Consider the following 22,978-nt stretch of genomic DNA (forward strand, 5'->3'; position numbering starts at 1 on the left):
AGGGCGAACCTGACGGCCTGGGCGGGTAAGGGCGGTGCGGGAACCGCATCGGCGCGCGGGGTGGCGGGGCGGCACGCGGGGCGCCGCCCGCGTGGGGGCGGTGGAAAGAAAAACGCCCGGCACAGGCCGGGCGTCGTGGGGTGTCAGCAGGCGGCCGCGACGGCCGTCTCGCGTGTCAGGCGTCGCCTTCCGGCGCGGCCGGGCGTGCCTTCACGCTGCCGGCAATCAGGTCGAAGCGGAACAGCCGGCATTCGAGCGCGCCGTTGAACAGCGGCGTCTTCGCCGATTCGCGCAGGCGCAACTGGCCCGGCAGCGACCGGTCCGACGTCAGCAGGAACGCCTGCCAGCCCGTGAAGCGCTGCTTGAGCGCATCGCCCAGCGCGTTGAAGAATTCGCTGTCCGGTGCGTCGGTGTGCGTGCGGCGGAAAGCGTCGTCGTTGCCGCGGTTGCGGCCGGTCTCGCGCACCTCGCCGCGCGCGCTGCGGCCGCGGACCTCGATCCGCTCGCCGTACGGCGGGTTCGCGAGGATGATGCCCGGGCCGTCGCACGGCGGCGTCATCCCGCGCGCGTCGACCTGCTTGAGCCACACCGACGGCACGCCCGCACGCTCGAGGTTCGCGCGCGCCTTCTCGAGCATGTCGCCCGAGATGTCGCTGCCGTACACGCCGAGCGAATCGCGCTTGCCGCGCGCCGCGCGCTTCGCGTCGAGCGCCGCGACCTTCAGGCCCTGCCATGCGGTGATGTCGTATTGCTTGAGCTTTTCGAAGCCGAACCGGCGCTCGACGCCCGGTGCGACGCCGAGCGCGATCTGCGCGGCTTCCGCGAGGAAGGTGCCGCTGCCGCACATCGGGTCGTACAGCGGCGTGCCGGGCGTCCAGCCCGTCAGGCGCAGGATGCCGGCCGCGAGGTTCTCGCGCAGCGGCGCCGCGCCCTTGTCGAGGCGCCAGCCGCGCTTGAACAGCGGCTCGCCCGACGTATCGAGGTACAGCGTGCACTCGGTGGCCGTCAGGAACGCGAACACGCGCACGTCCGGCGCGCCGGTGTCGATGCTCGGGCGTGCGCCGGTCTTGTCGCGCATCCGGTCGCAGATCGCATCCTTCACGCGCAGCGTCGCGAATTCGAGGCTCTTCAGCGGCGACTTGATCGCGGTGATGTCGACGCGCAGCGTCTGCGTCGATGCGAACCAGCGTTCCCATGGCTGCTCGAGCGCGAGCGCGTAGACGTCCTGCTCGGTGCGGTACGGGCGGTGCGCGATCTTCAGCAGGATCCGGCTCGCGATTCGCGAATGGAGGTTCGCGGCCATGCCGGCGGCCCAGCCGCCGCGGAAATGAACGCCGCCCGGCACCTGCGCGCCCGCGGTGAACGGCGAGCCGTCCAGATGTCGGCCGGCGATTTCGGCCAGCTCGGCGGCAAGCGCCGCTTCGAGGCCGCGCGGGCAGGGAGCGAAGAATTCGTACAGGGTGGGCGAGGACATAAGGCGGGTGAGGACGTGCAAAAGTCCACTATTGTACGCGGCGCGAGCGGCCGGAGCCGGCGTTGCATCCGATTCGGGACGCCGGCGCCGGTGCGCCGGCCGCGACGGCGAGCCGGCGGGCCCGTGCGGCGGCGCCCACCCGGATGGCACGCCGTCGTCGAAGAATCAGTGCGAGCCCGGCTGGCTGGCCCGCGCGGCCGGGGTGCCGGCCGGCCAGAACAGCGCGGACGGCTTCGACAGCACCGTGCGGACGATCGCGCCGACCAGCGCGCGCACCTTGGTGCGGCGCAGGCTGCGCGAGCGCACGGCCATCGTGAACGCGAGCGCGAAGCTCACGAGCACGTTGAGGATCGCCATGCTCAGGACGCCGGCGCAGGCCCACCACAGCTCAGGCGTGCCGAGCGCGCCCTTGCCGAGCACGCCGAGCGCGATCCCGATCGACCCGGCCGACAGCGTCACGTGGCGCACCTCGAACGGGAACAGGAACACGGTGACGATCGCCGGAACCAAGCCGAGCATCAGGCCGAGACCCACGTTGGCGACCACGCCCGCGACGTTCGAGCGACAGAAGTGCGCGAGTTTCGCGGCACCCGACGCACCGAGCGTGAGCCGCAGCCGTCGGTTGTACGTCAGCGCGTCGCCGACCCGATGCAGCACGAACCAGTTGTCGGCCCAGCCCGCGAGCAGGCTCGACGCCCACAGCAGCACGCCGGTCAGCGCCGCGTAGAGCGGCGTCGGGCCGAGCAGCGAGAACGAGTGCAGCGTCGCGTGTGCCTTCTCCGGCGAGATCAGGTTCGCGTGCATCAGGTTGCCCGCGAACAGCTGCACGAGCAGGCACACGGGCAGCACGACGAGCACGTTGCCGGAAATCGCCGCGGCCTGCGTGCGGATGAGCGCGATCACCGATGCCACGAACGCCTTCACGCCTGCCTCGTGACCGGTGTCGTCGAGCTCGCGCGCGAGCGTCGGCGCGGTCATCGCGGGTTGCTTGGTCGCGAGCGTGAAGTGCAGGAAGTGCATCAGCATGAAGCTCGCCGCGTAATTGACGCCCGCGAGCAGCCCTTCGAGCATCGACTGCAGGTGCGCGCCGGTGATCGCGAACTTCACGCACACCGTCACGACGGTGACGAGCCCGCCGCCCGCGGCCATCCGCAGCATCTTCAGATACTCGGCGCGGCCGCGCGAGATGTAGTGCTCGCCGGTGTCCGCGTTGGTCTCGACGAGCTTGCGCGCGAACAGCGAGAAGTTGCTGCGCACGAGGTGCGACACGCTCTGGCTGTTCTGGTTCGCGTCGACGAGCTCGGCCGTCAGGCGCGCCATCCCGCGCAGATCGTCGCGTGCCATCCAGGCGTTGAGCAGCATTTCCGCGCGCAGGATGCGCATGCGCATCCGTTCGACCTGGAACACGATGTCGACCGACACGCCGTTGCGGTACAGGTGCGCGAACACGTCGTCGACGGCGATCCGGCATTCGTCGAGCAGCACGCGCAGGTAGTTCACTTCGTGCAGCAGCTTGCTCGGGTCGCCGCCGTCCTCGACGGCCGCGTGCGCGGTCTCGACCGCGAGCATCGCGCGCGTGAGCCGATAGAACGGCTGCGTTTCGAGCGGCTTGCGTGCGTCGTCGTCGGACAGGCGGCTGCGCACCGTCTGCGACAGGCCGGTCGAGCTGATCTGGCAGGTCAGGTTGTGCAGGGCGGCGAGCAGGTCGCGCGAGAACGAGCCGGGCTCGTGGCGCTCTTCGTCGGTGACGTCGAATGAGATCAGCTCGGCGAGGCGGGCGAGCAGGTCGTCGGGCAGCGCGTCGATCCATTGCACGTCTTCGGGCGTCGGAAACATCAGCGTGAACAGCGCCGTCAGTTCGCGGCGATTCGGCGCGGGCGGGATCAGCGACGTGTCGATGCGCTCGAACAGCGCGCCGAAGAAGCCGGAATGCACGGGCATGCCCGCGTCGCACAGCAGCGAGATGCCGTCGCATTCGCGCAGGATCCCGCGCAGGATGCGTGCGGCGTGTGATTTCCATGCCGGATTGCGGTCGAGCACGTGGAACAGGTAGCGCAGCCGCGCGTGCGCCGGATATGCGCGCGCGTCGGCGTCGCGTTCGGCCGGCGCGTCGTGCGCGACCTGCATCGCGCCGTTGCGGCGCAGCCAGTGCGCGAGCTCGATCAGCCATTCGCTGCGCTCGGCGTACGGCGCGTCCGCGTCGGCATGCGCGAGCAGCGCATCGAGCTGGTGGCCCGCATTGCGCGACGCGCGCCACTTCTTGATCAGGGTCGTCAGGGAACGAAACATAAACGGAATAGCGAAAGCCCTGGACGGGCGGGTTCGGGATGCCGGCCGGAACACGGCGCGGCGCCGGGGAGAACGGTGAGGCTGGCCGGGTGGCCGGACGACGCGCGGCGACCCGCGATGCGGCTGCCCCGGTGCGGTGCACGCGGACACGCATGCGCGCCCCGGGAGACGCGGCGATCGGACCGGACGCGACGGGCGGATCGCCGCCGGCGGGCGCGCACGACGAGCGGCGCGAGCCGGAAAGTGCGTAGGATCGTCAATCGGGCGCGAAAACGCAAGCCGACCGTGTTGCGTGGTGCCGGTTCCGGCGGATTTTGACAAACAATGCAAACCCGCCGTCCGGCCGATGGATGCCGAGCAGTGTCGGCCGAAGCGGCGAGGGCGGCGAGAGCGGCAGGTTCGCGTGCGCGGTCGCGCGCGCACGCGGATCGATGCCGATGACGTCTATCGGGCGGCGCGTGCCGAGTGCGGCCGCACCGCGCGCATGCGTCGGACGCCGGCCCGCGCGTCGCGCTTACGCGCCGGACTTGCCGGTCGCGCCCGCGTCGTCGCCGGGTGTCGGAGCGGCCGGGCAGGGCACCGCGGGTGCAGCGGCCGTTGTCTTGCCGGATGCGGTCGTCGAGGTGGTCGACGCAGCCGCGGCGCCGCGCCGCGCGGCCATCGCGCGCACGCCGGACGCGGCCTGCGATGCGATCACGTCGAGCGCGCGCCGATGGCCCGCGACGAGCGCGTCGTAGCCGTCGGCGACCGGTTCCGCGACGCTCGTGCGACACGTCATCACGGCCTGCGTGCCGAGCGCGCGCACGCTCCACACCGCATCGATCGCCGCGCGTTTGCCGGGCCACGACTCGAAGCGCTGCACGTTCACGCTGATCCGATAGACGGGCACGCCGGCCGGATACGCGGAATTCGCGACGTCGATCGTGCCGAGCTGCGCGGCGAGGTCGTCGGACAACGCGCGGCGGATTTCGTCGGCGGGCGGCGCGGCCCAGCGCTCCTGCTCGAGCACGTCGACCTGCGCGGCGTTCTTCTGCACGACGAGCTGGTTCTTCGCGACCTGCTCGGGCACGCCGACGGACGGCACCTCGATCAGGAACGACGGATTGGCGGGCGCGGTGCGCACGGGCGCGGCGGCGTCGGCCGGGCTCAGCGTATAGAACCGCGCGGGCGGCGAACTGCACGCGGCGAGCGCGAGCGCGGCGAAGACTGCCGCCGCGCCGCTCGCGAGGATATTCACGCGTGTCGTCGTCATTATTGATCTCCTGGCTTGCCCTTGAGCAGCGATTCGGGATGGCGCTCCAGATAGTCCGCGAGCGCGTTCAGCGATTGCAGCGTGCGCGTGAGTTCCTTCAGCGCGCCGCGCACGTCGGACTGCAACGGCGAATCCTGCTGCAGCGTCGCCTCGGCGGTCGAGAAGGTCTGCTTCGCGGCCGACAGCGTGTCGCGCGCTTCCGGCGCGACTTGCGTGTCGAGCTGCTTGAACAGCTTGTCGGCGTTCGACAGCGCGCTGTTCAGGTTCGCGCCGATCTGGTCGAACGGCACCTTGTCGAGCTTCTTCGCGATGTCGGCGACCTGCAGCTGCAGTTCGTCGAGCGTGTTCGGCACGGTCGGCAACTCGAGCGGCTGGCGTGCCGCGTCGATCTTCACGACCGGCGCCTTCGGGAAGAAGTCGAGCGCGACGTACAACTGGCTCGTCAGCAGGTTGCCGGTGCGCAGCTGGCCGCGCAGCCCGTGCCTGACGAGGCGCTCGACGATCTCGCGGCGGCCCGCTTCGCCCTTGCTCTCGATCGTTTCGCGGAAGCGCGGGCCGAGCCGCTCCGGATACACGTTCATCGTCACCGGCATCAGGAAGTTCTTGGTCTTCGGATCGAAGTCGATGCCGATGTTCGTCACTTCGCCGAGCACGATGCCGCGGAAGTCGACCGGCGCGCCTACCGCGAGCCCGCGCAGCGACTGGTTGAAGTTCATCACGACCTGCAGCGGCTGGCCGTCCGGATCGCGCATCGCGTCCGTCTCGTCGGAGCCGAGGCGGAAGGTCGTGTTGTTCGGCGCCGTCGCGCCGCTGTCCTGGTTCGGCGGCGTCTGGAACGCGATGCCGCCGAGGATCACCGTCGCGAGCGACTGCGTGTTCAGCTTCAGGCCGCTCGAATCGAGCCGCAGGTCGACGCCGCTCGCCTGCCACCAGCGCGAGTTCACGCCGACGTACTGGTCGTACGGCGCGTTGACGAACACGTTGAACGTGACGCCCGTGCCGTCCTTGTCGAGCGAGAAGCCGACCACCTGGCCGACCGGCACGCGGCGGTAGTAGACGGGCGAGCCGATGTCGACCGAGCCGAGCGAATCGCCGCGCAGCACGTACTGCGTGCCCTTCTGGTCGCCGGTCACGGCCGGCGGCGTCTCGAGGCCGGTGAAGTCGGTTTGCGTGTCCTGCCCGTGGCCGGCATCGACGCCGATGTACGCGCCCGACAGCAGCGTGCCGAGCCCCGACACGCCGGTCGCGCCGACCCGCGGACGCACGATCCAGAAGCGCGAGCCCTTGACCGCGAAGTCCTCGGCTTCCTTCTTCAGCTGCACCTGGACGAGCACGCGCGACAGGTCCTTCGACAGCTTGATCGTCTTGACCATGCCGATCTCGACGTCCTTGTACTTGACCTGCGTCTTGCCCGGCTCGAGCCCTTCCGCGCTGTGGAAGCTGATCGAGACTTCCGGGCCGCGCTCGCGCACGGACTTGATCACGAGGCCGATACCGATCAGCGCGGCGATCAGCGGCACGAGCCAGACGAGCGACGGCAGCCAGCCGCTTTTCGTCGAGATCGCCGGATCGGGCGGCCGGGACGCGTCTTGCTGCGGGCCTTGCGGACTATTCATGGTGTTTCCCTGAGGTTTCGACTGGATCCCAGATCAGGCGGGGATCGAACTGCATCGACGCGAGCATCGTCAGGATCACGACCGAGCCGAACGCGAGCGCGCCGGGTCCGGCCGTGATGACGGCGAGCGAACGGAAATGGACGAGCGCGACGGTGAGCGTCACGACGAAGATGTCGAGCATCGACCAGCGGCCGATCCGCTCGACGATCCGGTACAGGCGCGTGCGCTGCAGCGGCCGCCACACGGTGCGCCGCTGCGCGGTGCCGACGAGGAGCGTCAGCACGCCGAGCTTGAGCATCGGCACGAGGATGCTGGCGACGAACACGACGACCGCGAGCGGCCAGTCGCCGGACGTCCAGAAATAAATGACGCCGCTCATGATCGTGTCCTCCTGCGAGCCGACGATCGACGACGTGCGCATGATCGGCAGCAGGTTTGCCGGAATATAGAGGATCGCGGCCGCGATCAGCAGCGCCCACGTGCGCATGATGCTGTTCGGCGTGCGGAAGTGAAGCGTGCTGCCGCAGCGCGCGCAATGCGCGTGCGGATGGTCGATCGTCTGCACGAGCCCGCATGCGTGGCAGCTGGCGTAGCCCTCGCGGGCGGCGGTCGGCATCGTCATTGGCGGGGCGCTTGCGGCGGCGGAGCGGTGCCGTCGGGCGAGGCGGGCGAGCGCCCGGCGCGCAGGTCGTCGGCGATGTCCCACAGCGTGCGTGGATCGAACATCAGCACGACGGCGGTCATCAGCGTGAGCGCGCCGAACGCGAACAGCGCGGCGTCGGGCACGACGCGCGCGAGGCTCACCATCTTCACGATCGTCACGACGATCCCGAGCATGAACACCTCGATCATCCCCCACGGCCGCACGAGCTGGATCGTGCGCAGCACGAAGTTGAGGCCCGGCGGCACGACGCCACGCCGGATCGGCAGCAGCACGTAAAGCAGCGCGGCCATCTCGACGAGCGGGAACAGCACGGTCGAGCAGAACACCATCACGCCGACGGCCTCCATGCCCTGATGCCACAGCGCGTCGATCGCGCCGATCAGCGTCGTCTGCACGCGGGTGCCGTTGAGGTCCATTTCGAGGATCGGGAACGCCTGCGCGATGACGAACGTGACGAGCGCCGCGACCGCAAGCGCGCTGATGCGCTCGATCTGCGTGGTGCTGTTGCGATAGAGCAGCGCGTCGCAGCGCGGGCAGCGCGCGATTTCGCGACCGCTCAGGCGCGGTTTATGCAACAGTGCGTCGCATTCGTGGCAGGCAATCAGGTCGTGTCGTTGCATGGAAAAGGCGGTGGTGCGACGGGTGGGGGAACGCGTCGACGGGGCCGGAACCCGCGCCAATCTTACCAAAACGGCTTTTTCGGCGTGTCAACGCCCGGTTGCCGGGTGACCGGGCGGTAACATGGCGCAAACCTGACAGCGGGCTGGCGTGCCTGTCCTCAGAGTCCGCGCATGACAAAAGGTTGCGGTAGCATGGCGGCCTTGACAAGCGTCGGACGAATTTACCGGCGCAGCCGTTCGCTCAACTGAGGAATCCATGATGGCATCGAAATCGCCGCCGGCCGCGCCGGCACGCTACGCGCACACCGCGATCGCGCTGCACTGGCTGATCGCGCTGCTGATCGTCTGCGGCTTCGCGCTCGGCTGGGTGATGACCGACATCCCCGGCTTCACGCCGACGAAGCTCAAGTACTTCTCGTGGCACAAGTGGATCGGCGTGACGGTGTTCGCGCTGGCCGTCGTGCGCGTGCTGTGGCGCGCGACCCACGTGCCGCCGCCGCTGCCGGGCGGCACGCCGGCGTGGCAGCGTGCGGTGTCGCACGGCGTGCACATGCTGCTGTACGTGCTGATGATCGTGATTCCGGTGACGGGCTACCTGTACAGCTCCGCGTCGAACATCCCGGTCGTCTATCTCGGCATCGTGCCGCTGCCGCGCCTGATCGATCCCGATCCTGCGCTGAAGGAAACCTTCAAGACGCTGCACGTGTCTTTGAATTACATTCTGCTTGCGCTCGTCGCCATGCACGTGCTCGCGGCGTTCAAGCACCAGTTGTTGGACCGCGACGGCCTGCTGTCGCGGATGCTTCCCTCCGCCAAATGAAGGATCCCATGAAAGTGTCTTTCTCCCGCTCCATGCTGACCGCGTTCGCCGCGGTGTCACTTGTCGCGTCGGCCGCGGCGCACGCCGACGTCGATCTCGCGAAGAGCAAGGTGTCCGCCGTGTCGAAGCAGATGAACGTGCCGACCGAAGGCGCATTCAAGAAGTTCTCCGCGCAGGTGAAGTTCGACCCGGCCAAGGCCGCGCAGGGCAGCGCGCAAATGACGATCGACATCGCGAGCTTCGACCTCGGCGACAAGATGTACAACGACCAGGTCGCGGGCAAGGACTGGTTCGACGCGAAGGCGTATCCGCAGGCGACCTTCGCGTCGTCGGCGATCGCGCCGGCGGGCGGCAACAAGTACAACGTGACCGGCAAGCTGACGATCAAGGGCAAGTCCGAGACCATCACGGTGCCCGTCACGGTCACGCAGAGCGGCGCGACGCAGACCTTCGACGGCGTGCTGCCGATCAAGCGTTCGGCGTTCAACGTCGGCACCGGCGAGTGGAAGGACACGTCGATCGTCGCCGATGAAGTGCAGATCAAGTTCCATCTCGTCGCCACGAAGTAAGCGGCGGGCTGTCGCATCACCCCGAATGCCGCGCGAGGGCGCGGCGCTGTTCCAAGGAGAAAGCGTTTGAAAAAGCATCTGATCATCGCCGCGGGCGCGCTGGCCGCTTCGCTGTCGTTCTCGGCATTCGCCGACAGCGCGACCTACCAGTTCGACTCGAGCCATACGTACCCGAGCTTCGAGGCCGACCACTTCGGCGGCCTGTCGGTCTGGCGCGGCAAGTTCGACAAGTCGAGCGGCACCGTGACGCTCGACCGCGCGGCGAAGACCGGTACGGTCGACGTGACGACCGACATCGCGTCGATCCACACGGGCAGCGCGAAGCTCGACGAGCACCTGCAGACGGCCGAGTTCTTCGACGTCTCCAAGTTCCCGCAGGCGAACTACAAGGGCGCCATCAAGTTCGACGGCGACAAGCCGGTGTCGGTGGTCGGTAACCTGACGCTGCACGGCGTCACGAAGCCGGTCACGCTGAAGATCGATTCGTTCAAGTGCATGCCGCATCCGATGCTCAAGCGCGAAGTGTGCGGCGTCGACGCGGTCGGCGAATTCAGCCGCGACGATTTCGGCCTCGACTACGGCAAGCAGTACGGCTTCAAGATGAAGACGAAGCTGCTGATCACGGCCGAAGCCGTCAAGCAGCAGTAACGCGCCCGACCGGGCCGGCCGCCGCGTCACGCCGCCGGCCCGTCGCGAGCCAGCCGCCGCACTCCCGTTTTCAGGGGGCGCGGCGGTTTTTTTTGCGCGCCTATAATCGTCGGCGCAGCTCGCGGCGCGAGAACCGGCGCGCCGGATACAACGTACAACGACAAGGAGATCGCCGATGCACGCCGTCACGCAGTCCAGCTCCATTGCCTCGTCGCCGCGCGTGTGGCGCGCGGTGGTCGCCGCGTCGATCGGCAACGCGCTCGAGTGGTTCGACCTCGTCGTCTACGGCTTCTTCGCGGTGACGATCTCGAAGCTGTTCTTCCCGGCCGGCAACGACACCGTGTCGCTGCTGCTCACGCTCGGCACGTTCGGCGTGTCGTTCTTCATGCGCCCGCTCGGCGCGATCGTGCTCGGCGCGTATGCCGACCGCGCGGGCCGCAAGGCCGCGCTCACGCTGTCGATCCTGTTGATGATGGCCGGCACGCTGGTGATCGCGGTGCTGCCGACCTACCAGACGATCGGCGTTGCCGCGCCGCTGATCCTCGTCGCCGCGCGGCTGATGCAGGGTTTCTCGGCCGGCGGCGAATTCGGCAGCGCGACTGCGTTCCTGGCCGAGCACGTGCCGGGCCGGCGCGGCTTCTTCGCAAGTTGGCAGGTCGCGAGCCAGGGGCTCACGACGCTGCTCGCCGCCGGCTTCGGCACCGTGCTGAACGCACAGCTCACGGCCGACCAGATGGCCGCGTGGGGCTGGCGCATCCCGTTCTTCTTCGGGCTGCTGCTCGGGCCCGTCGCGTACTACATCCGCTCGAAGGTCGACGAGACGCCCGAATTCCTCGCTGCCGAAAGCACCGCGAGCCCGCTGCGCGACACGTTCGCGTCGCACAAGGCACGGCTCGTTGCCGCGATGGGCGTGGTGGTGCTCGGCACCGTCGCGACCTATCTCGTGCTGTTCATGCCGACCTACGGCGTGAAGCAGCTCGGCCTTGCGCCGTCGGCCGCGTTCGCCGCGATTCTCGTCGTCGGCGTGATCCAGATGGCGTTCGCGCCGCTCGTCGGCCACTGGTCGGATCGGTACGGACGCGTGCGCGTGATGCTTGCGCCGGCCGTCGGCATCCTCGTGCTGATCTATCCGGCGTTCGCGTACCTCGTCTCGCATCCGGGCTTCGGCACGCTGATCGCGCTGCAGGTGCTGCTCGCGTTCCTGATGACCGGTTATTTCGCGGCGCTGCCGGGCCTGCTGTCCGAAGTGTTTCCGGTGCAGACGCGCACGACCGGGATGTCGCTTGCGTATAACGTCGCGGTGACGATCTTCGGCGGCTTCGGGCCGTTCATCATCGCGTGGCTGATCCGCGCGACCGGGATGAAGACCGCGCCGAGCTTCTACCTGATGTTCGCGGCCGTGCTGAGCCTTGTGGCGCTGGTCGTGCTGCGCCGGCGGTTCGGGTTCCGGTGACGCGGGGCGCGCGGCGGCGCGTCAGTCGCTGACGCGCTCGCATACCGGCTGTGCCGGCATCAGTTGCGCGGGCGCGGCGACGGTCCGCACCGACCGGCCGGCGAGCGCGTCAAGCGCCTGCCGGAGCTGCCAGTCGGCATCCGTGCCGAATTCCCGCTGCGGCAGCGCCGCGCTCTTCGACGTATCGATTTTTTCGCGCACGCGCGCTTCGCGCAGCGTTTGCCGTGCCTTGCGGACCTGCGCGAACGGATCGGGCGCCAGCCGGTCCGCATACGGCGCGCGGGCGAGATCGACTTCGCGGTACCAGAGCAGCACGCCGTCGACGTCCGAGTCGCGGCGCGGCGGCACGAGCCAGTCCGGCACGACGCCGTAGCCGTCCATCGGGCAGCCGTTCGGCCGCAGGTTGCGCGCGAACGTGAAATTGACGCGCGTGCCGTCGATCAGGTCGACGCCGGTCTGCGCGAGCCCCTTTCCGTAGGTCGGCATCCCGAGCAGCCGCGCGCGGCCGAGATCCTTCAGTGCCGCCGCGGTCGCTTCGGCGGCTGACGCGCTCTGTCCGTCGACGAGCACGACGAGCGGCACGGTGCGCCACCAGTCGTCCGCCTGCAGCGGCGCGAGCGGATCCTGGCCGTGCATGACCGGCAGTTCGTAGTCGGGCCAGTTGGTCGTGAAGCGGCGGCGCTTCGTGCCGTCGCGCTCGAGCGTCATCATCGCGGTGCGGTCGCGCCCGGCGAACAGCGCGGTGATGCCGATCGCCGCATTCAGCGCGCCGCCGCCGTTGATGCGCAGGTCGAGGATCACGCCTTTCACCGGCGGCCCCGCGCGGCGCGCGGCCTGCACCGCGTCGATATAGTTGCCGACCGCCGGCTCCGGGAAGCTCGACAGCCGCGTGTACAGGATGTCGCCGGCGAGCCGCTTCGCGGTCGCCGGGTGTGGCCGGACGATCGCGCGGACCGGCGCGAAGGTCAGCGTTGCAGGGTTCGGACCACGCCGGACCGTGAGCTTCAGCGGCACGCCCGCGTCGCCCTTCGCGAGTTTCACGACCTCGCCGCTGTCGATGCCGACGACGCTCCGGTCGTTCATCGCGACGACGAGATCGTCGGGCCGCACGCCTGCCTGTTCGGCGGGCGCGTCCGGGATCACGTCGATGATGTGCAGCCCGTCGGGCCGCGTCTCGAACACGATGCCGATGCCCGGCGTGCCGTCGCGTGCGCGGCGCTCGTCGTCGCGCCGTTCCTGCTCTTCCTTTGCGTTGAAGAAGCGCGCATACGGCAGCGTCTTGATTCCGTCGTGCACGGTGGCGTCGAGCAACGCGCCGATGTCGACGTCGGTCAGGTGCTGCTTCTTCAGCACTTCGACCGCAGCCTTCAGTTCGCAGAGCTGCGGTTCCCAGTCGGGCGGGCAGGGTGACGGTTGTGACGTCGCCGTCGCAGCAACGGCGTGCGGGGCGGACGCGGATTGCGCGCGGGCGGCCGATGCGCATGCAACGAACGCAGCCGCGGCGGCGGCACCGGTGCTCCAGGCGACGATGCGATGAAGGACACGCGAGGCAGGCATCATGAGAACCGCGGCTTCGACGGGTGGCGGGACGGGATGGTGAAGCGATTGTAGCCGACGGTTCGTGCGGCCGCGCCGGAGGAAGCGGGCGCGGCTCGCGCATGAAAAAAGGCCGGTCCAACAGGACCGGCCTTCTGGTATCCGCCGAAACTGCGCGGCGCTTAAACCTGCGCGCCCGCGTTCGGATCGTCCGGATCGTGCGCCGTCTTCTTTTCCTTGATCAGGTCTTCGCGCTTGATGCCGAGCCACATCGCGAGCGAGCCCGCGACGAACACCGACGAGTAGATGCCGAACATGATGCCGACCGTCAGCGCGAGCGCGAAGTAGTGCAGCGTCGGGCCGCCGAAGAAGAACATCGACAACACCATCATTTCCGTCGACGTGTGCGTGATGATCGTCCGCGACATCGTGGTCGTGATCGCGTGGTTGATCACTTCCGACACGCTCATCTTGCGTTCGCGGCGGAACGTTTCGCGGATCCGGTCGAAGATGACGACCGACTCGTTGACGGAGTAGCCGAGCACCGCGAGGATCGCCGCGAGCACCGCCAGCGAGAACTCCCACTGGAAGAACGCGAAGAAGCCGAGAATGATCACGACGTCGTGCAGGTTCGCGATGATGCCGGCGACCGCGTACTTCCATTCGAAGCGGATCGACAGGTAGATCACGATGCCGATCACCACGCACGCGAGCGCGAGGAGACCGTCGGTCGCGAGCTCGCGGCCGACCTGCGGACCGACGAACTCGACGCGCTGCAGCGTCACGTCGGGGCTCTGCGCCTTCAGCGCAGTCATCACCTGGTCGCTCTGCTGCGCGGACGTGAGGCCTTCCTTCAACTGCAGGCGGATCAGCACGTTGCGCGACGTGCCGAAGTTCTGCACCTGCGCGTCGGCGTAGCCGAGCTTGCCGAGCGTGTCGCGCACGGGTTCGAGCTGTGCGGCCTGCTGGTACTGCACCTCGATCACCGTGCCGCCGGTGAATTCGACGGACAGGTGCAGCCCGCGGTGGAACAGGAAGAACACGGCGGCGAGGAACGTGACCAGCGAGATCACGTTGAACACCAGCGCGTGCCGCATGAACGGAATGTCTTTACGGATGCGGAAAAATTCCATGGCTTCGTCTCCGGGGCCTTATTGGGTCGAGCCCGGTTTCTTCGGCGACACGCCTTGCTGCGCGCGGTTGCGCAACTGCGGCTTGCCGGCACGCGGTGCGTTGCCCTTCGCGGGTGCGGCGAGCTTCGCGGCGCGCGCGGTGTCGGTCGATTCGTCGGCCGCGGCGAACGAGGCGCCGGCCGTGGCGCCTTCCGGCTTCCACACCTGGCCGATCGCGAGCGACTTCAGCTTCTTGCGGCCGCCGTACCAGAGGTTGACGATCCCGCGCGAGAAGAACACCGCGGAGAACATCGACGTCAGGATGCCGAGGCAGTGCACGATCGCGAACGCGCGAACCGGGCCCGAGCCGAAGGCGAGCAGCGCGAGGCCGGCGATCAGCGTCGTGACGTTCGAGTCGAGAATCGTCGCCCATGCGTGCGCGTAGCCGGCCTGGATCGCGGTCTGCGGCGGCTGGCCGGCGCGCAGTTCTTCACGCACGCGCTCGTTGATCAGCACGTTCGAGTCGATCGCCATGCCGAGCGCGAGCGCGATTGCCGCGATACCCGGCAGCGTCAGCGTCGCCTGCATCAGCGACAGCACCGCGACGAGCAGCAGCAGGTTCACCGACAGGCCGATCACCGAGATCACGCCGAACAGCATGTAGTACGCGATCATGAACACGGCGATCGCGCAGAAGCCCCAGATCACCGAGTGGACGCCCATCTTGATGTTGTCCGCGCCGAGGCTCGGGCCGATCGTGCGTTCCTCGATGATGTCCATCGGTGCGGCGAGCGAACCGGCGCGCAGCAGCAGCGCGAGGTCGGCCGCGGCCTGCGGCGTCGGCTGGCCCGTGATCTGGAAGCGGTCGCCGAGTTCGGACTGGATCGTCGCGACCGTCAGCACCTCGCCCTTGCCCTTCTCGAACAGCACCATCGCCATCGGCTTGCCGATGTTCTCGCGCGACACCGCGCGCACCGAGCGGCCGCCCGCCGAGTCGAGGCGGATGTTGACCGACGGACGCTGGTGTTCGTCGAAGCCGGCCGACGCATCGATGATGCGGTCGCCGGTGAAGATCACGTCCTTCTTCAGCAGCACGGGCGCCTGGTTGCCCTGCGTGAACAGCTCCTCGCCCGGCGGCACGGGGTCGTTCGGGTTCGGGTGCGTGTTGATCGGATCGGCGAGGCGCGCCTCGAGCGTCGCGGTGCGGCCGATGATGTCCTTCGCCTTCGCGGTGTCCTGCACGCCCGGCAGTTCGACGACGATGCGGTCGCTGCCTTGCTGCTGCAGGATCGGTTCGGACACGCCGAGTTCGTTCACGCGGTTGTGGAGGGTCGTCAGGTTCTGCTTGAGCGCGGCGTCCTCGACGGCCTTCTGCACGGCCGGCGTGAACGTGCCGACGACTTGCGTGCCGCCGCCGCCGGGCTGGGTCGCCCATTGCAGTTCGGTGACCGACGCGGCGAGCACCTTGCGGGCGTCTTCCGCCGTCTGCGCGTCGCTGAAGTTGACGACGACGGACTGGTCGACGCGACTCACGCCGCCGTCGCGGATGTTCTTGTCGCGCAGCAGCGTGCGCGCGTCGGACGCGTCGGAGTCGAGCTTCTTCGTGAGCGCGCCCGTCATGTCGACCTGGAGCAGGAAGTGGACACCGCCGCGCAGGTCGAGGCCGAGATACATCGGCAGTGCGTGCAGCGCGGTCAGCCAGCGCGGCGACGCGCTTTGCAGGTTCAGTGCGACGACGTACTGCGGATCGTTCGGATTGGCGTTCAGCGACTTCTGCAGCAGGTCCTTGACGCGCAGCTGCGTATCGGTGTCCTTCAGGCGCACGCGGATGTTCGCGTTGGACGCCGTGTTCTCGAAGGTGACGTCGTCCGGCGTGATCTGCGCGGAGGCGAGCGCGGATTCGACCTGGGTCAGCGTGGTCGAGTCGAGCTTGACCGTGGCCTTGCCGCTCGACACCTGCACCGCCGGCGCTTCGCCGAAGAAGTTGGGCAATGTGTACAGAAGGCCGATGGCGAGCGCCACGACCATCACGACATATTTCCAGAGTGGATAACGATTCATGAGGGGGCCGAACGGGTGGTTGGCGTGAAAGCGTCGCGTCCGGCGCCGCGGCGGCCCGCTCTCTCAGGCGGGCACGACGCGGGGAGCCGGACGCTCGGTAAAAGCCTTACAGCGACTTGATCGTGCCCTTCGGCAGAATGGTCGTGACGGCAGCCTTCTGCACGGTGATTTCGGTGCCTTCGGCGATTTCGACGCCGATGTAGCCTTCGGTGACCTTCGTCACCTTGCCGACGAGGCCGCCGCTCGTGACGACTTCGTCGCCCTTCGCCATGGCCGCGAGCATGTTGCGGTGTTCCTTCTGGCGCTTCATCTGCGGACGGATCATGATGAAGTACAGCACCGCGAACATCAGGATGAGCGGCAGGAAGCTCATCAGGCTCGATTCGGCGCCACCGGCACCTTGCGCGAAGGCATTGGAAATGAACGGCACGTTGGTCTCTCCGTAGGGGAAGATCGAAAATTAAGCCGGTTATTCTACCACCGGCCCCATGTGCAAACGGCGCAGCAAATGCGCTTTCGGATCAAGCTGTTAAAGCATGAAACGGCACCGTTGCGGCTCGTTTGGAAAGGTAATTGTAATATTCGGCGGCCGCGACCGGCGGTCGGGACGCGATATTTAGTACATGTCTTATGTGACGTGGCGCGGTGCGGGCAGCGGTGCGGGCCGCCGCCCGGTCAGTCGACCCCTCTCGCGCGATCCTCCGCGAAGCGCTGGCGGAACGCGTCGAACGTATGGGTCTCGATCGCGTCGCGGATCTCGCTCATCAGCTGCAGGTAGTAGTGCAGGTTGTGGATCGTGTTGAGCTGCGCGCCGAGGATTTCGCCGACGCGGTGCAGGTGGTGCAGGTAGCCGCGCGAAAAGTTCTGGCACGTGTAGCACGTGCAGCTCGCGTCGAGCGGCTTCAGCGAATTCTTGTGCGTTGCGTTGCGGATCTTCACGTCGCCGAAGCGCGTGAAGAGCCAGCCGTTGCGTGCGTTGCGGGTCGGCATCACGCAGTCGAACATGTCGACGCCGTTCGCGACGCCCTCGACCAGATCCTCCGGCGTGCCGACGCCCATCAGGTAGTGCGGCTTGTTGGCCGGCAGCTTCGGGCCGACGTGCCGCAGCACGCGCATCATGTCTTCCTTCGGCTCGCCGACCGACAGCCCGCCGATCGCGAGGCCGTGGAAGCCGAGCTCCGACAGGCCCGCGAGCGACTCGTCGCGCAGGTCCTCGAACATCCCGCCCTGGACGATCCCGAACAGCGCGTTCGGGTTGCCGAGCCGGTCGAACTCGTCGAGCGAGCGTTTCGCCCAGCGCAGGGACATGCGCATCGAGTCGGCCGCTTCCTTGTGCGTGGTCGGCACGCCGTTGGTTGCGTACGGCGTGCATTCGTCGAACTGCATCACGATGTCGGAGTTCAGCACCTTCTGGATCTGCATCGACACTTCCGGCGACAGGAACAGCTTGTCGCCGTTGATCGGCGATGCGAACGTCACGCCGTCCTCGGTGATCTTGCGCAGGTCGCCGAGCGAGAACACCTGGAAGCCGCCCGAGTCGGTCAGGATCGGCTTGTTCCAGCCCATGAAGCCGTGCAGGCCGCCGTGCGCGTCGATCGTCTCGAGGCCGGGGCGCAGCCACAGGTGGAACGTGTTGCCGAGGATGATCTGCGCCTTGATCTCGTGCAGCTCGCGTGGCTGGATCGCCTTCACGGTGCCGTACGTGCCGACCGGCATGAAGATCGGCGTCTCGACCACGCCGTGGTTGAGCTTCACGCGGCCGCGGCGCGCATGGCCGTCGGTCGTCAGCAGTTCGAATTCGAGCCCGTTGGCCGGGCGGTCCTGCACGGGAGCGTGCGTATCGTGGGATGAACCTTCGGTCATCGCGTCATTCTCCTTGCCACCGAAGAAGCCTTGCATGGGACCGGAGTATGCGCTGAAGCGCTGACTCCGGATCGCAAGTCCGGCGCATGTTGGAAACGCCGCCGGCAAGCCGGCGGCTGGGAAAAGCGGGGCGCGCGCCATCGGAGCGCGCGCTGCGGGACAACGGTGCAACGGCGGCTGCGCGGTCGCGGCCGGTGCGTCTTCGCACCTGCCGCGCTCACGCGCGCGGCGTCTCCGGCGTGTCGCGCCGCGTGAGCAGCATCGCATCGCCGTAGCTGAAGAAGCGGTAGCGTTCGTCGATCGCGTGCCGGTACGCGGCGCGGATCGTCTCGACACCCGCGAACGCCGACACCAGCATCAGCAGCGTCGACTTCGGCAGGTGGAAGTTCGTCACGAGCCGGTCGACGACGCGGAAACGGTAGCCCGGCGTGATGAAGATGTCGGTCTCGGCCTGCGTCGCCGCGAGCGGGCGGCCCGCTTCGTCGGCGCTGCGCGCCGCGGCTTCGAGCGCGCGCATCGACGTCGTGCCGACCGCGATCACGTTGCCGCCGCGTGCGCGGGTCGCGGCGATCTTGTCGACGAGCGATTGCGGCAGGTCGTACCACTCGCTGTGCATCCGGTGCTCGGCGATGTTCTCGACGCGCACCGGCTGGAACGTGCCGGCGCCCACGTGCAGCGTCAGCGTCGCGCGCTCGACGCCCATCGCGTCGAGCTTCTCGAGCAGCGGCTGGTCGAAATGGAGCCCTGCCGTGGGCGCCGCGACCGCGCCCGGGTTGCTCGCATAGACGGTCTGGTAGCGCGTCTCGTCATTCGCGTCGGCGTCGTGCTCGATGTACGGCGGCAGCGGCAGGCGGCCGTGCTGCTCGATCAGCGTGAGGCACGGCTCCGGGAAATGCAGCGTGAAGAACGGCTCGACGCGCTCGCCGACCGTCACGTCGAACGCGTCGGCGAGACGCAGCGTCGTGCCGGCGCCCGGCGACTTGCTCGCGCGGATCTGCGCGAGCGCGGTGTGCGTGCCGGTCACGCGCTCGATCAGCACCTCGATCTTGCCGCCGCTGGCCTTCTGGCCGAAGAAACGCGCCTTCAGCACCTTGGTATCGTTGAACACGAGCAGGTCGCCGGGCGCGATGCACGACGGCAGCTCGGCGAAGCGGCGGTCGACGAGGCGCGCGGGCCCGGCGGTGCCATCGACCTCGAGCAGGCGGCTCGCGGTGCGGTCGGGCAGTGCGGTCTGCGCAATCAGCTCAGGGGGCAGATTGAAATCGAAATCGGAAAGCGTGAACATGCGGGCTGGTTCGAAACGGCCGGCGGGCGCCGCCGACAGGGCGGAAACGCATGAATGGGGCGCGCGAGCCGCTATGATGGCGGGATGCGCGGCCTGGCCGGCGTCGTTCGTTCGGACGACGTGAAAGCCGCTATTGTACTTGCCTTGCGAAGCACCCAGACGATCCGATGCCAGTGTCACCACGCCGTTCCTCCGCCGCCGTTGCCGATTCCGCCGATCCGTTCGACGCGGACGATGCCGCGTTACCCGCGCAAAGCGCGGAGCCGCGCGGCGGCGCGCCGCGCCGCGCGGGCCCGAAGCGCGGCGCCGACGGGCGGCTCGCGCAGCCGGCCGCCGCCGCGCCCGACGTCGATCCGGGCGCGGACGGCGACGAGGCGGGGGCAGCCGGCACGTCCGGCGCGAAGCGCAAGAAGAAGCCGGCCGCCGACAAACCCGTGAAGACCGCCGCCGTGAAGACCGCCGACAAGCTCGCGAAGCTCGGCCTCACGCGCTCGATCGATCTCGTGCTGCATCTGCCGATGCGCTACGAGGACGAAACCACGCTCACGCCGATCGGCGAACTGCTGCCGGGCGGCATCGCGCAGACCGAGGGCGTGGTGTTCGACAACGAAGTCGCATACCGGCCGCGGCGCCAGCTCGTCGTGAAGATCCAGGACGACGACGGCGAGCAGCTCGTGCTGCGCTTCCTCAATTTCTACGGCTCACAGGTCAAGCAGATGGCCGTCGGCCAGCGGCTGCGCGTGCGCGGCGACGTGCGCGGCGGCTTCTTCGGAATGGAGATGGTGCATCCGGCCGTGCGCGTCGTCGAAGCCGACGCGCCGCTGCCGCAGGTGCTCACGCCCGTCTATCCGAGCACGGCCGGCGTGTCGCAGGCGTATCTGCGCAAGGCGATCGAGAACGCGGTCGAGCGCACGCCGCTGCCCGAGCTGCTGCCGCCGGAGATCGAACGCGACTACCTGAAGCCGCTCGGCGTGCCGACGCTCGCGCAGGCCGTGCGGATCCTGCACCACCCGGCTGTCGATTCCGATGAAGCTGCGCTGATGGACGGCTCGCATCCGGCGTGGACGCGTATCAAGTTCGAGGAGCTGCTCGCGCAGCAGCTGTCGCTCAAGCGTGCGCACGAGGAGCGCCGCACGCGCGCGGCGCCCGCGATGCCGCGCCGCACCGCGGCCGATGCCGACGCGCTGACGACGCGTCTCTACGCGGCGCTGCCGTTCACGCTGACGGGCGCGCAGTCGCGCGTCGTCGACGAGATCGCGCACGACCTCACGCTCGCGCATCCGATGCAGCGGCTGCTGCAGGGCGACGTCGGCAGCGGCAAGACGGTCGTCGCGGCGCTGGCGGCCACGCAGGCAATCGACGCCGGCTACCAGGCCGCACTGATGGCGCCGACCGAAATCCTCGCGGAGCAGCATGCACGCAAGCTGCGCGCGTGGCTCGAACCGCTCGGCGTCTCGGTCGCATGGCTCGCGGGCAGCCTGAAGGCGAAGGAGAAGCGCGCGGCGATCGAAGCCGCGGCGCTCGGCACCGCGCAGCTCGTGATCGGCACGCACGCGATCATCCAGGACACGGTCGAATTCGCGCGGCTCGGCCTCGTGATCGTCGACGAGCAGCACCGCTTCGGCGTCGAGCAGCGTCTCGCGCTGCGCGCGAAGGCCGCGAACGCGGCCAACGGCGCGCGCGATTTCCAGCCGCACCAGCTGATGATGTCGGCCACGCCGATTCCGCGCACGCTCGCGATGACGTATTACGCGGATCTCGAGGTGTCGACGATCGACGAGCTGCCGCCGGGCCGCACGCCGGTGTTGACGCGCCTCGTCGGCGATGCGCGGCGCGAAGAGGTGATTGCCCGCGTGCGCGAGGCCGCGCTGACCGGCCGCCAGGTGTACTGGGTGTGTCCGCTGATCGAGGAGAGCGAGACGCTGCAGTTGCAGACGGCCGTCGAGACTTACGAGACGCTGGCCGAGGCGTTGCCCGAGCTGAAGGTCGGGCTCGTGCACGGGCGGCTGTCGCCGGCCGACAAGGCGGCCGTGATGGAAGCCTTCACGCGCAACGAGGTGCAGTTGCTCGTCGCGACGACCGTGATCGAGGTCGGCGTCGACGTGCCGAACGCGTCGCTGATGGTGATCGAGCACGCGGAGCGCTTCGGTCTCGCGCAGCTGCATCAGTTGCGCGGCCGCGTCGGGCGCGGCACCGCGGCGTCGGTCTGCGTGCTGCTTTATACGGGCCCGCTGTCGCTGACCGGCCGCGAGCGGCTGAAGACGATGCGTGAGACGACCGACGGCTTCGAGATCGCGCGGCGCGACCTCGAAATCCGCGGCCCCGGCGAATTCCTCGGCGCGCGCCAGTCCGGTGCCGCGATGCTGCGCTTCGCGAACCTCGAGACCGACGGCTGGCTGATCGACCCGGCCCGCGATGCGGCAGCGCGACTGATCGCCGCGTATCCCGACGTGGTCACGCAGCATCTCGCGCGCTGGCTCGGCGCGCGGGAGCAGTACCTGAAGGCCTGATTCGCGCATTCGGGGACGGATTTAAAACCGCCAGTCGGCGGCGATTCGGCGCATCGCGATGCAGAGAAACTTGGCGAATCGGTGCCAACGGGTGTATAAATTAAACCTATCGCCTGTATATCCCTGATTGACCCACAATGACCCTGACTGAATTGAAGTACATCGTCGCGGTCGCGCGCGAGCGGCATTTCGGTCGCGCGGCCGAAGCATGCTTCGTGAGCCAGCCGACGCTATCGGTGGCGATCAAGAAGCTGGAAGACGAGCTCAACGTGCAGATTTTCGAGCGCGGCGCGAGCGAAGTAAGCGTGACCCCGATTGGCGACCAGATCGTCACGCAAGCGCAGCGCGTGCTCGAGCAGACCTTCGCGATCAAGGAGATCGCGAAGCAGGGCAAGGACCCGCTCGTCGGTCCGTTCCGGCTCGGCGTGATCTACACGATCGGGCCGTACCTGCTGCCGACGCTCGTCAAGCAGATGATCCAGCGCGTGCCGCAGATGCCGCTGATGCTGCAGGAGAATTACACGCTGAAGCTGCTCGAACTGCTGAAGCAGGGCGAAATCGACGCCGCGATCATGGCGCTGCCGTTCCCCGAAACCGGCCTGATGGTGCGGCCGCTGTACGACGAGCCGTTCGTCGTCGCGCTGCCGGCCGGCCATCCGTGGGAGAAGCGCAACGAGATCGATGCCGAGGATCTGAAGCAGGAAACCATGCTGCTGCTCGGCAACGGTCACTGCTTCCGCGACCACGTGCTCGGCGTGTGCCCGGAACTGATGCGCTTCTCGCAGACGGCCGACGGTATCCAGAAGACCTTCGAAGGCTCGTCGCTCGAAACGATTCGCCATATGGTCGCGAGCGGTGTCGGCATCACGGTGCTGCCGCGGATGTCGGTCGCCGAGATCGGCCCGCGCGCGAACGGTCCCGACGCCGAGTTGCTGTCGTACGTGCCGTTCAACGAGCCGGTGCCGGATCGCCGCGTCGTGCTGGTGTGGCGCAAGAGCTTCACGCGGATGCCGGCGATCGACGCGATCAGCGAGGCGATCGCCGCGTGTGATCTGCCGGGCGTCGCGAAGCTCGACATGCCCGCGACGATGAATTGAGCAGGGTGCGGTGCATCTGAGGCAGGCAGTCAACGGGGTCTCGCGACCCCGTTTATTTTTGCCTATCGAATAGATGAAATTTATCAAATTCAAATAAACGATAGAAATG

At 68.2% G+C, this 22,978-nt stretch carries 18 protein-coding genes; 6 read left to right on the top strand and 12 right to left on the bottom strand.

Annotation, left to right across the window (positions count from 1 at the left end; all coding sequences use genetic code 11):
• Positions 1-175 precede the first annotated feature (175 nt).
• The 6 genes from WS87_RS04195 to WS87_RS04225 form a co-directional block, all read right to left on the bottom strand.
• Positions 176-1,474, bottom strand: coding sequence for a THUMP domain-containing class I SAM-dependent RNA methyltransferase (locus WS87_RS04195; protein ID WP_059820458.1), 1,299 nt, complete (start codon positions 1,472-1,474; stop codon positions 176-178).
• Between the two features lie 165 nt (positions 1,475-1,639).
• The gene (locus WS87_RS04200) at positions 1,640-3,763 is read right to left on the bottom strand and encodes a site-specific recombinase (protein ID WP_059820459.1); all 2,124 of its coding nucleotides are present in this window, start codon (positions 3,761-3,763) and stop codon (positions 1,640-1,642) included.
• Positions 3,764-4,277: 514 nt separating this feature from the next.
• Entirely contained in the window at positions 4,278-5,015 is a 738-nt protein-coding gene (locus WS87_RS04210; RefSeq protein WP_059820460.1) for a PqiC family protein, read from the bottom strand.
• On the bottom strand, positions 5,015-6,631 hold the full coding sequence (locus WS87_RS04215) for a PqiB family protein (RefSeq protein WP_059535365.1): 1,617 nt from the start codon (positions 6,629-6,631) through the stop codon (positions 5,015-5,017). The genes WS87_RS04210 and WS87_RS04215 overlap by 1 nt, the downstream gene beginning before the upstream one ends.
• Positions 6,624-7,253, bottom strand: coding sequence for a paraquat-inducible protein A (locus WS87_RS04220; protein WP_059820461.1), 630 nt, complete (start codon positions 7,251-7,253; stop codon positions 6,624-6,626). Before WS87_RS04220 ends, WS87_RS04215 begins: the two co-directional genes overlap by 8 nt.
• On the bottom strand, positions 7,250-7,915 hold the full coding sequence (locus tag WS87_RS04225; RefSeq protein WP_059820462.1) for a paraquat-inducible protein A: 666 nt from the start codon (positions 7,913-7,915) through the stop codon (positions 7,250-7,252). The genes WS87_RS04220 and WS87_RS04225 overlap by 4 nt, the downstream gene beginning before the upstream one ends.
• Before the next feature lie 259 nt (positions 7,916-8,174).
• On the opposite strand from WS87_RS04225, the gene WS87_RS04230 reads away from it, so the two are divergent.
• The 4 genes from WS87_RS04230 to WS87_RS04245 all read left to right on the top strand — a co-directional run bounded on the left by WS87_RS04230 (position 8,175) and on the right by WS87_RS04245 (position 11,405).
• Positions 8,175-8,735, top strand: coding sequence for a cytochrome b (locus tag WS87_RS04230; RefSeq protein ID WP_059820463.1), 561 nt, complete (start codon positions 8,175-8,177; stop codon positions 8,733-8,735).
• A gap of 8 nt (positions 8,736-8,743) precedes the next feature.
• Positions 8,744-9,304 carry a YceI family protein gene (locus WS87_RS04235; protein ID WP_059820514.1) on the top strand — a complete coding sequence of 187 codons (561 nt, stop codon included), beginning with the start codon at positions 8,744-8,746 and terminating at the stop codon, positions 9,302-9,304.
• 66 nt (positions 9,305-9,370) lie between these two features.
• Entirely contained in the window at positions 9,371-9,952 is a 582-nt protein-coding gene (locus tag WS87_RS04240; RefSeq protein WP_059820464.1) for a YceI family protein, read from the top strand.
• Between the two features lie 175 nt (positions 9,953-10,127).
• Positions 10,128-11,405: an MFS transporter gene (locus WS87_RS04245; RefSeq protein WP_059820465.1), complete on the top strand. Its 1,278-nt coding sequence runs from the start codon at positions 10,128-10,130 to the stop codon at positions 11,403-11,405.
• A 21-nt stretch (positions 11,406-11,426) separates the two neighbouring features.
• On the opposite strand, the gene WS87_RS04250 is transcribed toward WS87_RS04245, so the two are convergent.
• The 6 genes from WS87_RS04250 to queA form a co-directional block, all read right to left on the bottom strand.
• Positions 11,427-12,965 (bottom strand): S41 family peptidase, encoded by a 1,539-nt coding sequence (locus WS87_RS04250; protein WP_179952337.1) that lies wholly within the window; start codon positions 12,963-12,965, stop codon positions 11,427-11,429.
• Positions 12,966-13,123: 158 nt separating this feature from the next.
• Positions 13,124-14,074 carry a protein translocase subunit SecF gene (gene secF / locus WS87_RS04255; RefSeq protein ID WP_059465429.1) on the bottom strand — a complete coding sequence of 317 codons (951 nt, stop codon included), beginning with the start codon at positions 14,072-14,074 and terminating at the stop codon, positions 13,124-13,126.
• Between the two features lie 18 nt (positions 14,075-14,092).
• The gene (gene secD, locus WS87_RS04260; RefSeq protein ID WP_059820466.1) at positions 14,093-16,114 is read right to left on the bottom strand and encodes a protein translocase subunit SecD; all 2,022 of its coding nucleotides are present in this window, start codon (positions 16,112-16,114) and stop codon (positions 14,093-14,095) included.
• Between the two features lie 106 nt (positions 16,115-16,220).
• Positions 16,221-16,544 (bottom strand): preprotein translocase subunit YajC, encoded by a 324-nt coding sequence (gene yajC / locus WS87_RS04265; protein WP_006476868.1) that lies wholly within the window; start codon positions 16,542-16,544, stop codon positions 16,221-16,223.
• Positions 16,545-16,789: 245 nt separating this feature from the next.
• Positions 16,790-17,977 carry a tRNA guanosine(34) transglycosylase Tgt gene (gene tgt, locus WS87_RS04270; protein WP_059608278.1) on the bottom strand — a complete coding sequence of 396 codons (1,188 nt, stop codon included), beginning with the start codon at positions 17,975-17,977 and terminating at the stop codon, positions 16,790-16,792.
• 217 nt (positions 17,978-18,194) lie between these two features.
• Positions 18,195-19,262 (bottom strand): tRNA preQ1(34) S-adenosylmethionine ribosyltransferase-isomerase QueA, encoded by a 1,068-nt coding sequence (gene queA, locus WS87_RS04275; RefSeq protein WP_059820467.1) that lies wholly within the window; start codon positions 19,260-19,262, stop codon positions 18,195-18,197.
• A gap of 167 nt (positions 19,263-19,429) precedes the next feature.
• On the opposite strand from queA, the gene recG reads away from it, so the two are divergent.
• Together recG and WS87_RS04285 are read left to right on the top strand one after the other, a co-directional pair.
• On the top strand, positions 19,430-21,772 hold the full coding sequence (gene recG / locus WS87_RS04280; protein WP_059689055.1) for an ATP-dependent DNA helicase RecG: 2,343 nt from the start codon (positions 19,430-19,432) through the stop codon (positions 21,770-21,772).
• 137 nt (positions 21,773-21,909) lie between these two features.
• Positions 21,910-22,869, top strand: coding sequence for a hydrogen peroxide-inducible genes activator (locus WS87_RS04285; RefSeq protein ID WP_059820468.1), 960 nt, complete (start codon positions 21,910-21,912; stop codon positions 22,867-22,869).
• The last annotated feature ends 109 nt before the right edge of the window (positions 22,870-22,978 follow it).

The organism is Burkholderia sp. MSMB0856, assembly GCF_001524645.2.
Classification (GTDB): Bacteria; Pseudomonadota; Gammaproteobacteria; order Burkholderiales; family Burkholderiaceae; genus Burkholderia; species Burkholderia diffusa.

Bases quoted from the DNA above. Each gene is read 5' to 3' on its own strand.
- secD (WP_059820466.1), bottom strand. From the start codon at position 16,114: ATGAATCGTTATCCACTCTGGAAATATGTCGTGATGGTCGTGGCGCTC.
- recG (WP_059689055.1), top strand. From the start codon at position 19,430: ATGCCAGTGTCACCACGCCGTTCCTCCGCCGCCGTTGCCGATTCCGCC.
- WS87_RS04285 (WP_059820468.1), top strand. From the start codon at position 21,910: ATGACCCTGACTGAATTGAAGTACATCGTCGCGGTCGCGCGCGAGCGG.
- secF (WP_059465429.1), bottom strand. From the start codon at position 14,074: ATGGAATTTTTCCGCATCCGTAAAGACATTCCGTTCATGCGGCACGCG.
- WS87_RS04250 (WP_179952337.1), bottom strand. From the start codon at position 12,965: ATGATGCCTGCCTCGCGTGTCCTTCATCGCATCGTCGCCTGGAGCACC.
- WS87_RS04195 (WP_059820458.1), bottom strand. From the start codon at position 1,474: ATGTCCTCGCCCACCCTGTACGAATTCTTCGCTCCCTGCCCGCGCGGC.
- queA (WP_059820467.1), bottom strand. From the start codon at position 19,262: ATGTTCACGCTTTCCGATTTCGATTTCAATCTGCCCCCTGAGCTGATT.
- WS87_RS04230 (WP_059820463.1), top strand. From the start codon at position 8,175: ATGGCATCGAAATCGCCGCCGGCCGCGCCGGCACGCTACGCGCACACC.
- WS87_RS04245 (WP_059820465.1), top strand. From the start codon at position 10,128: ATGCACGCCGTCACGCAGTCCAGCTCCATTGCCTCGTCGCCGCGCGTG.
- WS87_RS04210 (WP_059820460.1), bottom strand. From the start codon at position 5,015: ATGACGACGACACGCGTGAATATCCTCGCGAGCGGCGCGGCGGCAGTC.
- WS87_RS04220 (WP_059820461.1), bottom strand. From the start codon at position 7,253: ATGACGATGCCGACCGCCGCCCGCGAGGGCTACGCCAGCTGCCACGCA.
- WS87_RS04215 (WP_059535365.1), bottom strand. From the start codon at position 6,631: ATGAATAGTCCGCAAGGCCCGCAGCAAGACGCGTCCCGGCCGCCCGAT.
- tgt (WP_059608278.1), bottom strand. From the start codon at position 17,977: ATGACCGAAGGTTCATCCCACGATACGCACGCTCCCGTGCAGGACCGC.
- WS87_RS04225 (WP_059820462.1), bottom strand. From the start codon at position 7,915: ATGCAACGACACGACCTGATTGCCTGCCACGAATGCGACGCACTGTTG.
- WS87_RS04200 (WP_059820459.1), bottom strand. From the start codon at position 3,763: ATGTTTCGTTCCCTGACGACCCTGATCAAGAAGTGGCGCGCGTCGCGC.
- WS87_RS04235 (WP_059820514.1), top strand. From the start codon at position 8,744: ATGAAAGTGTCTTTCTCCCGCTCCATGCTGACCGCGTTCGCCGCGGTG.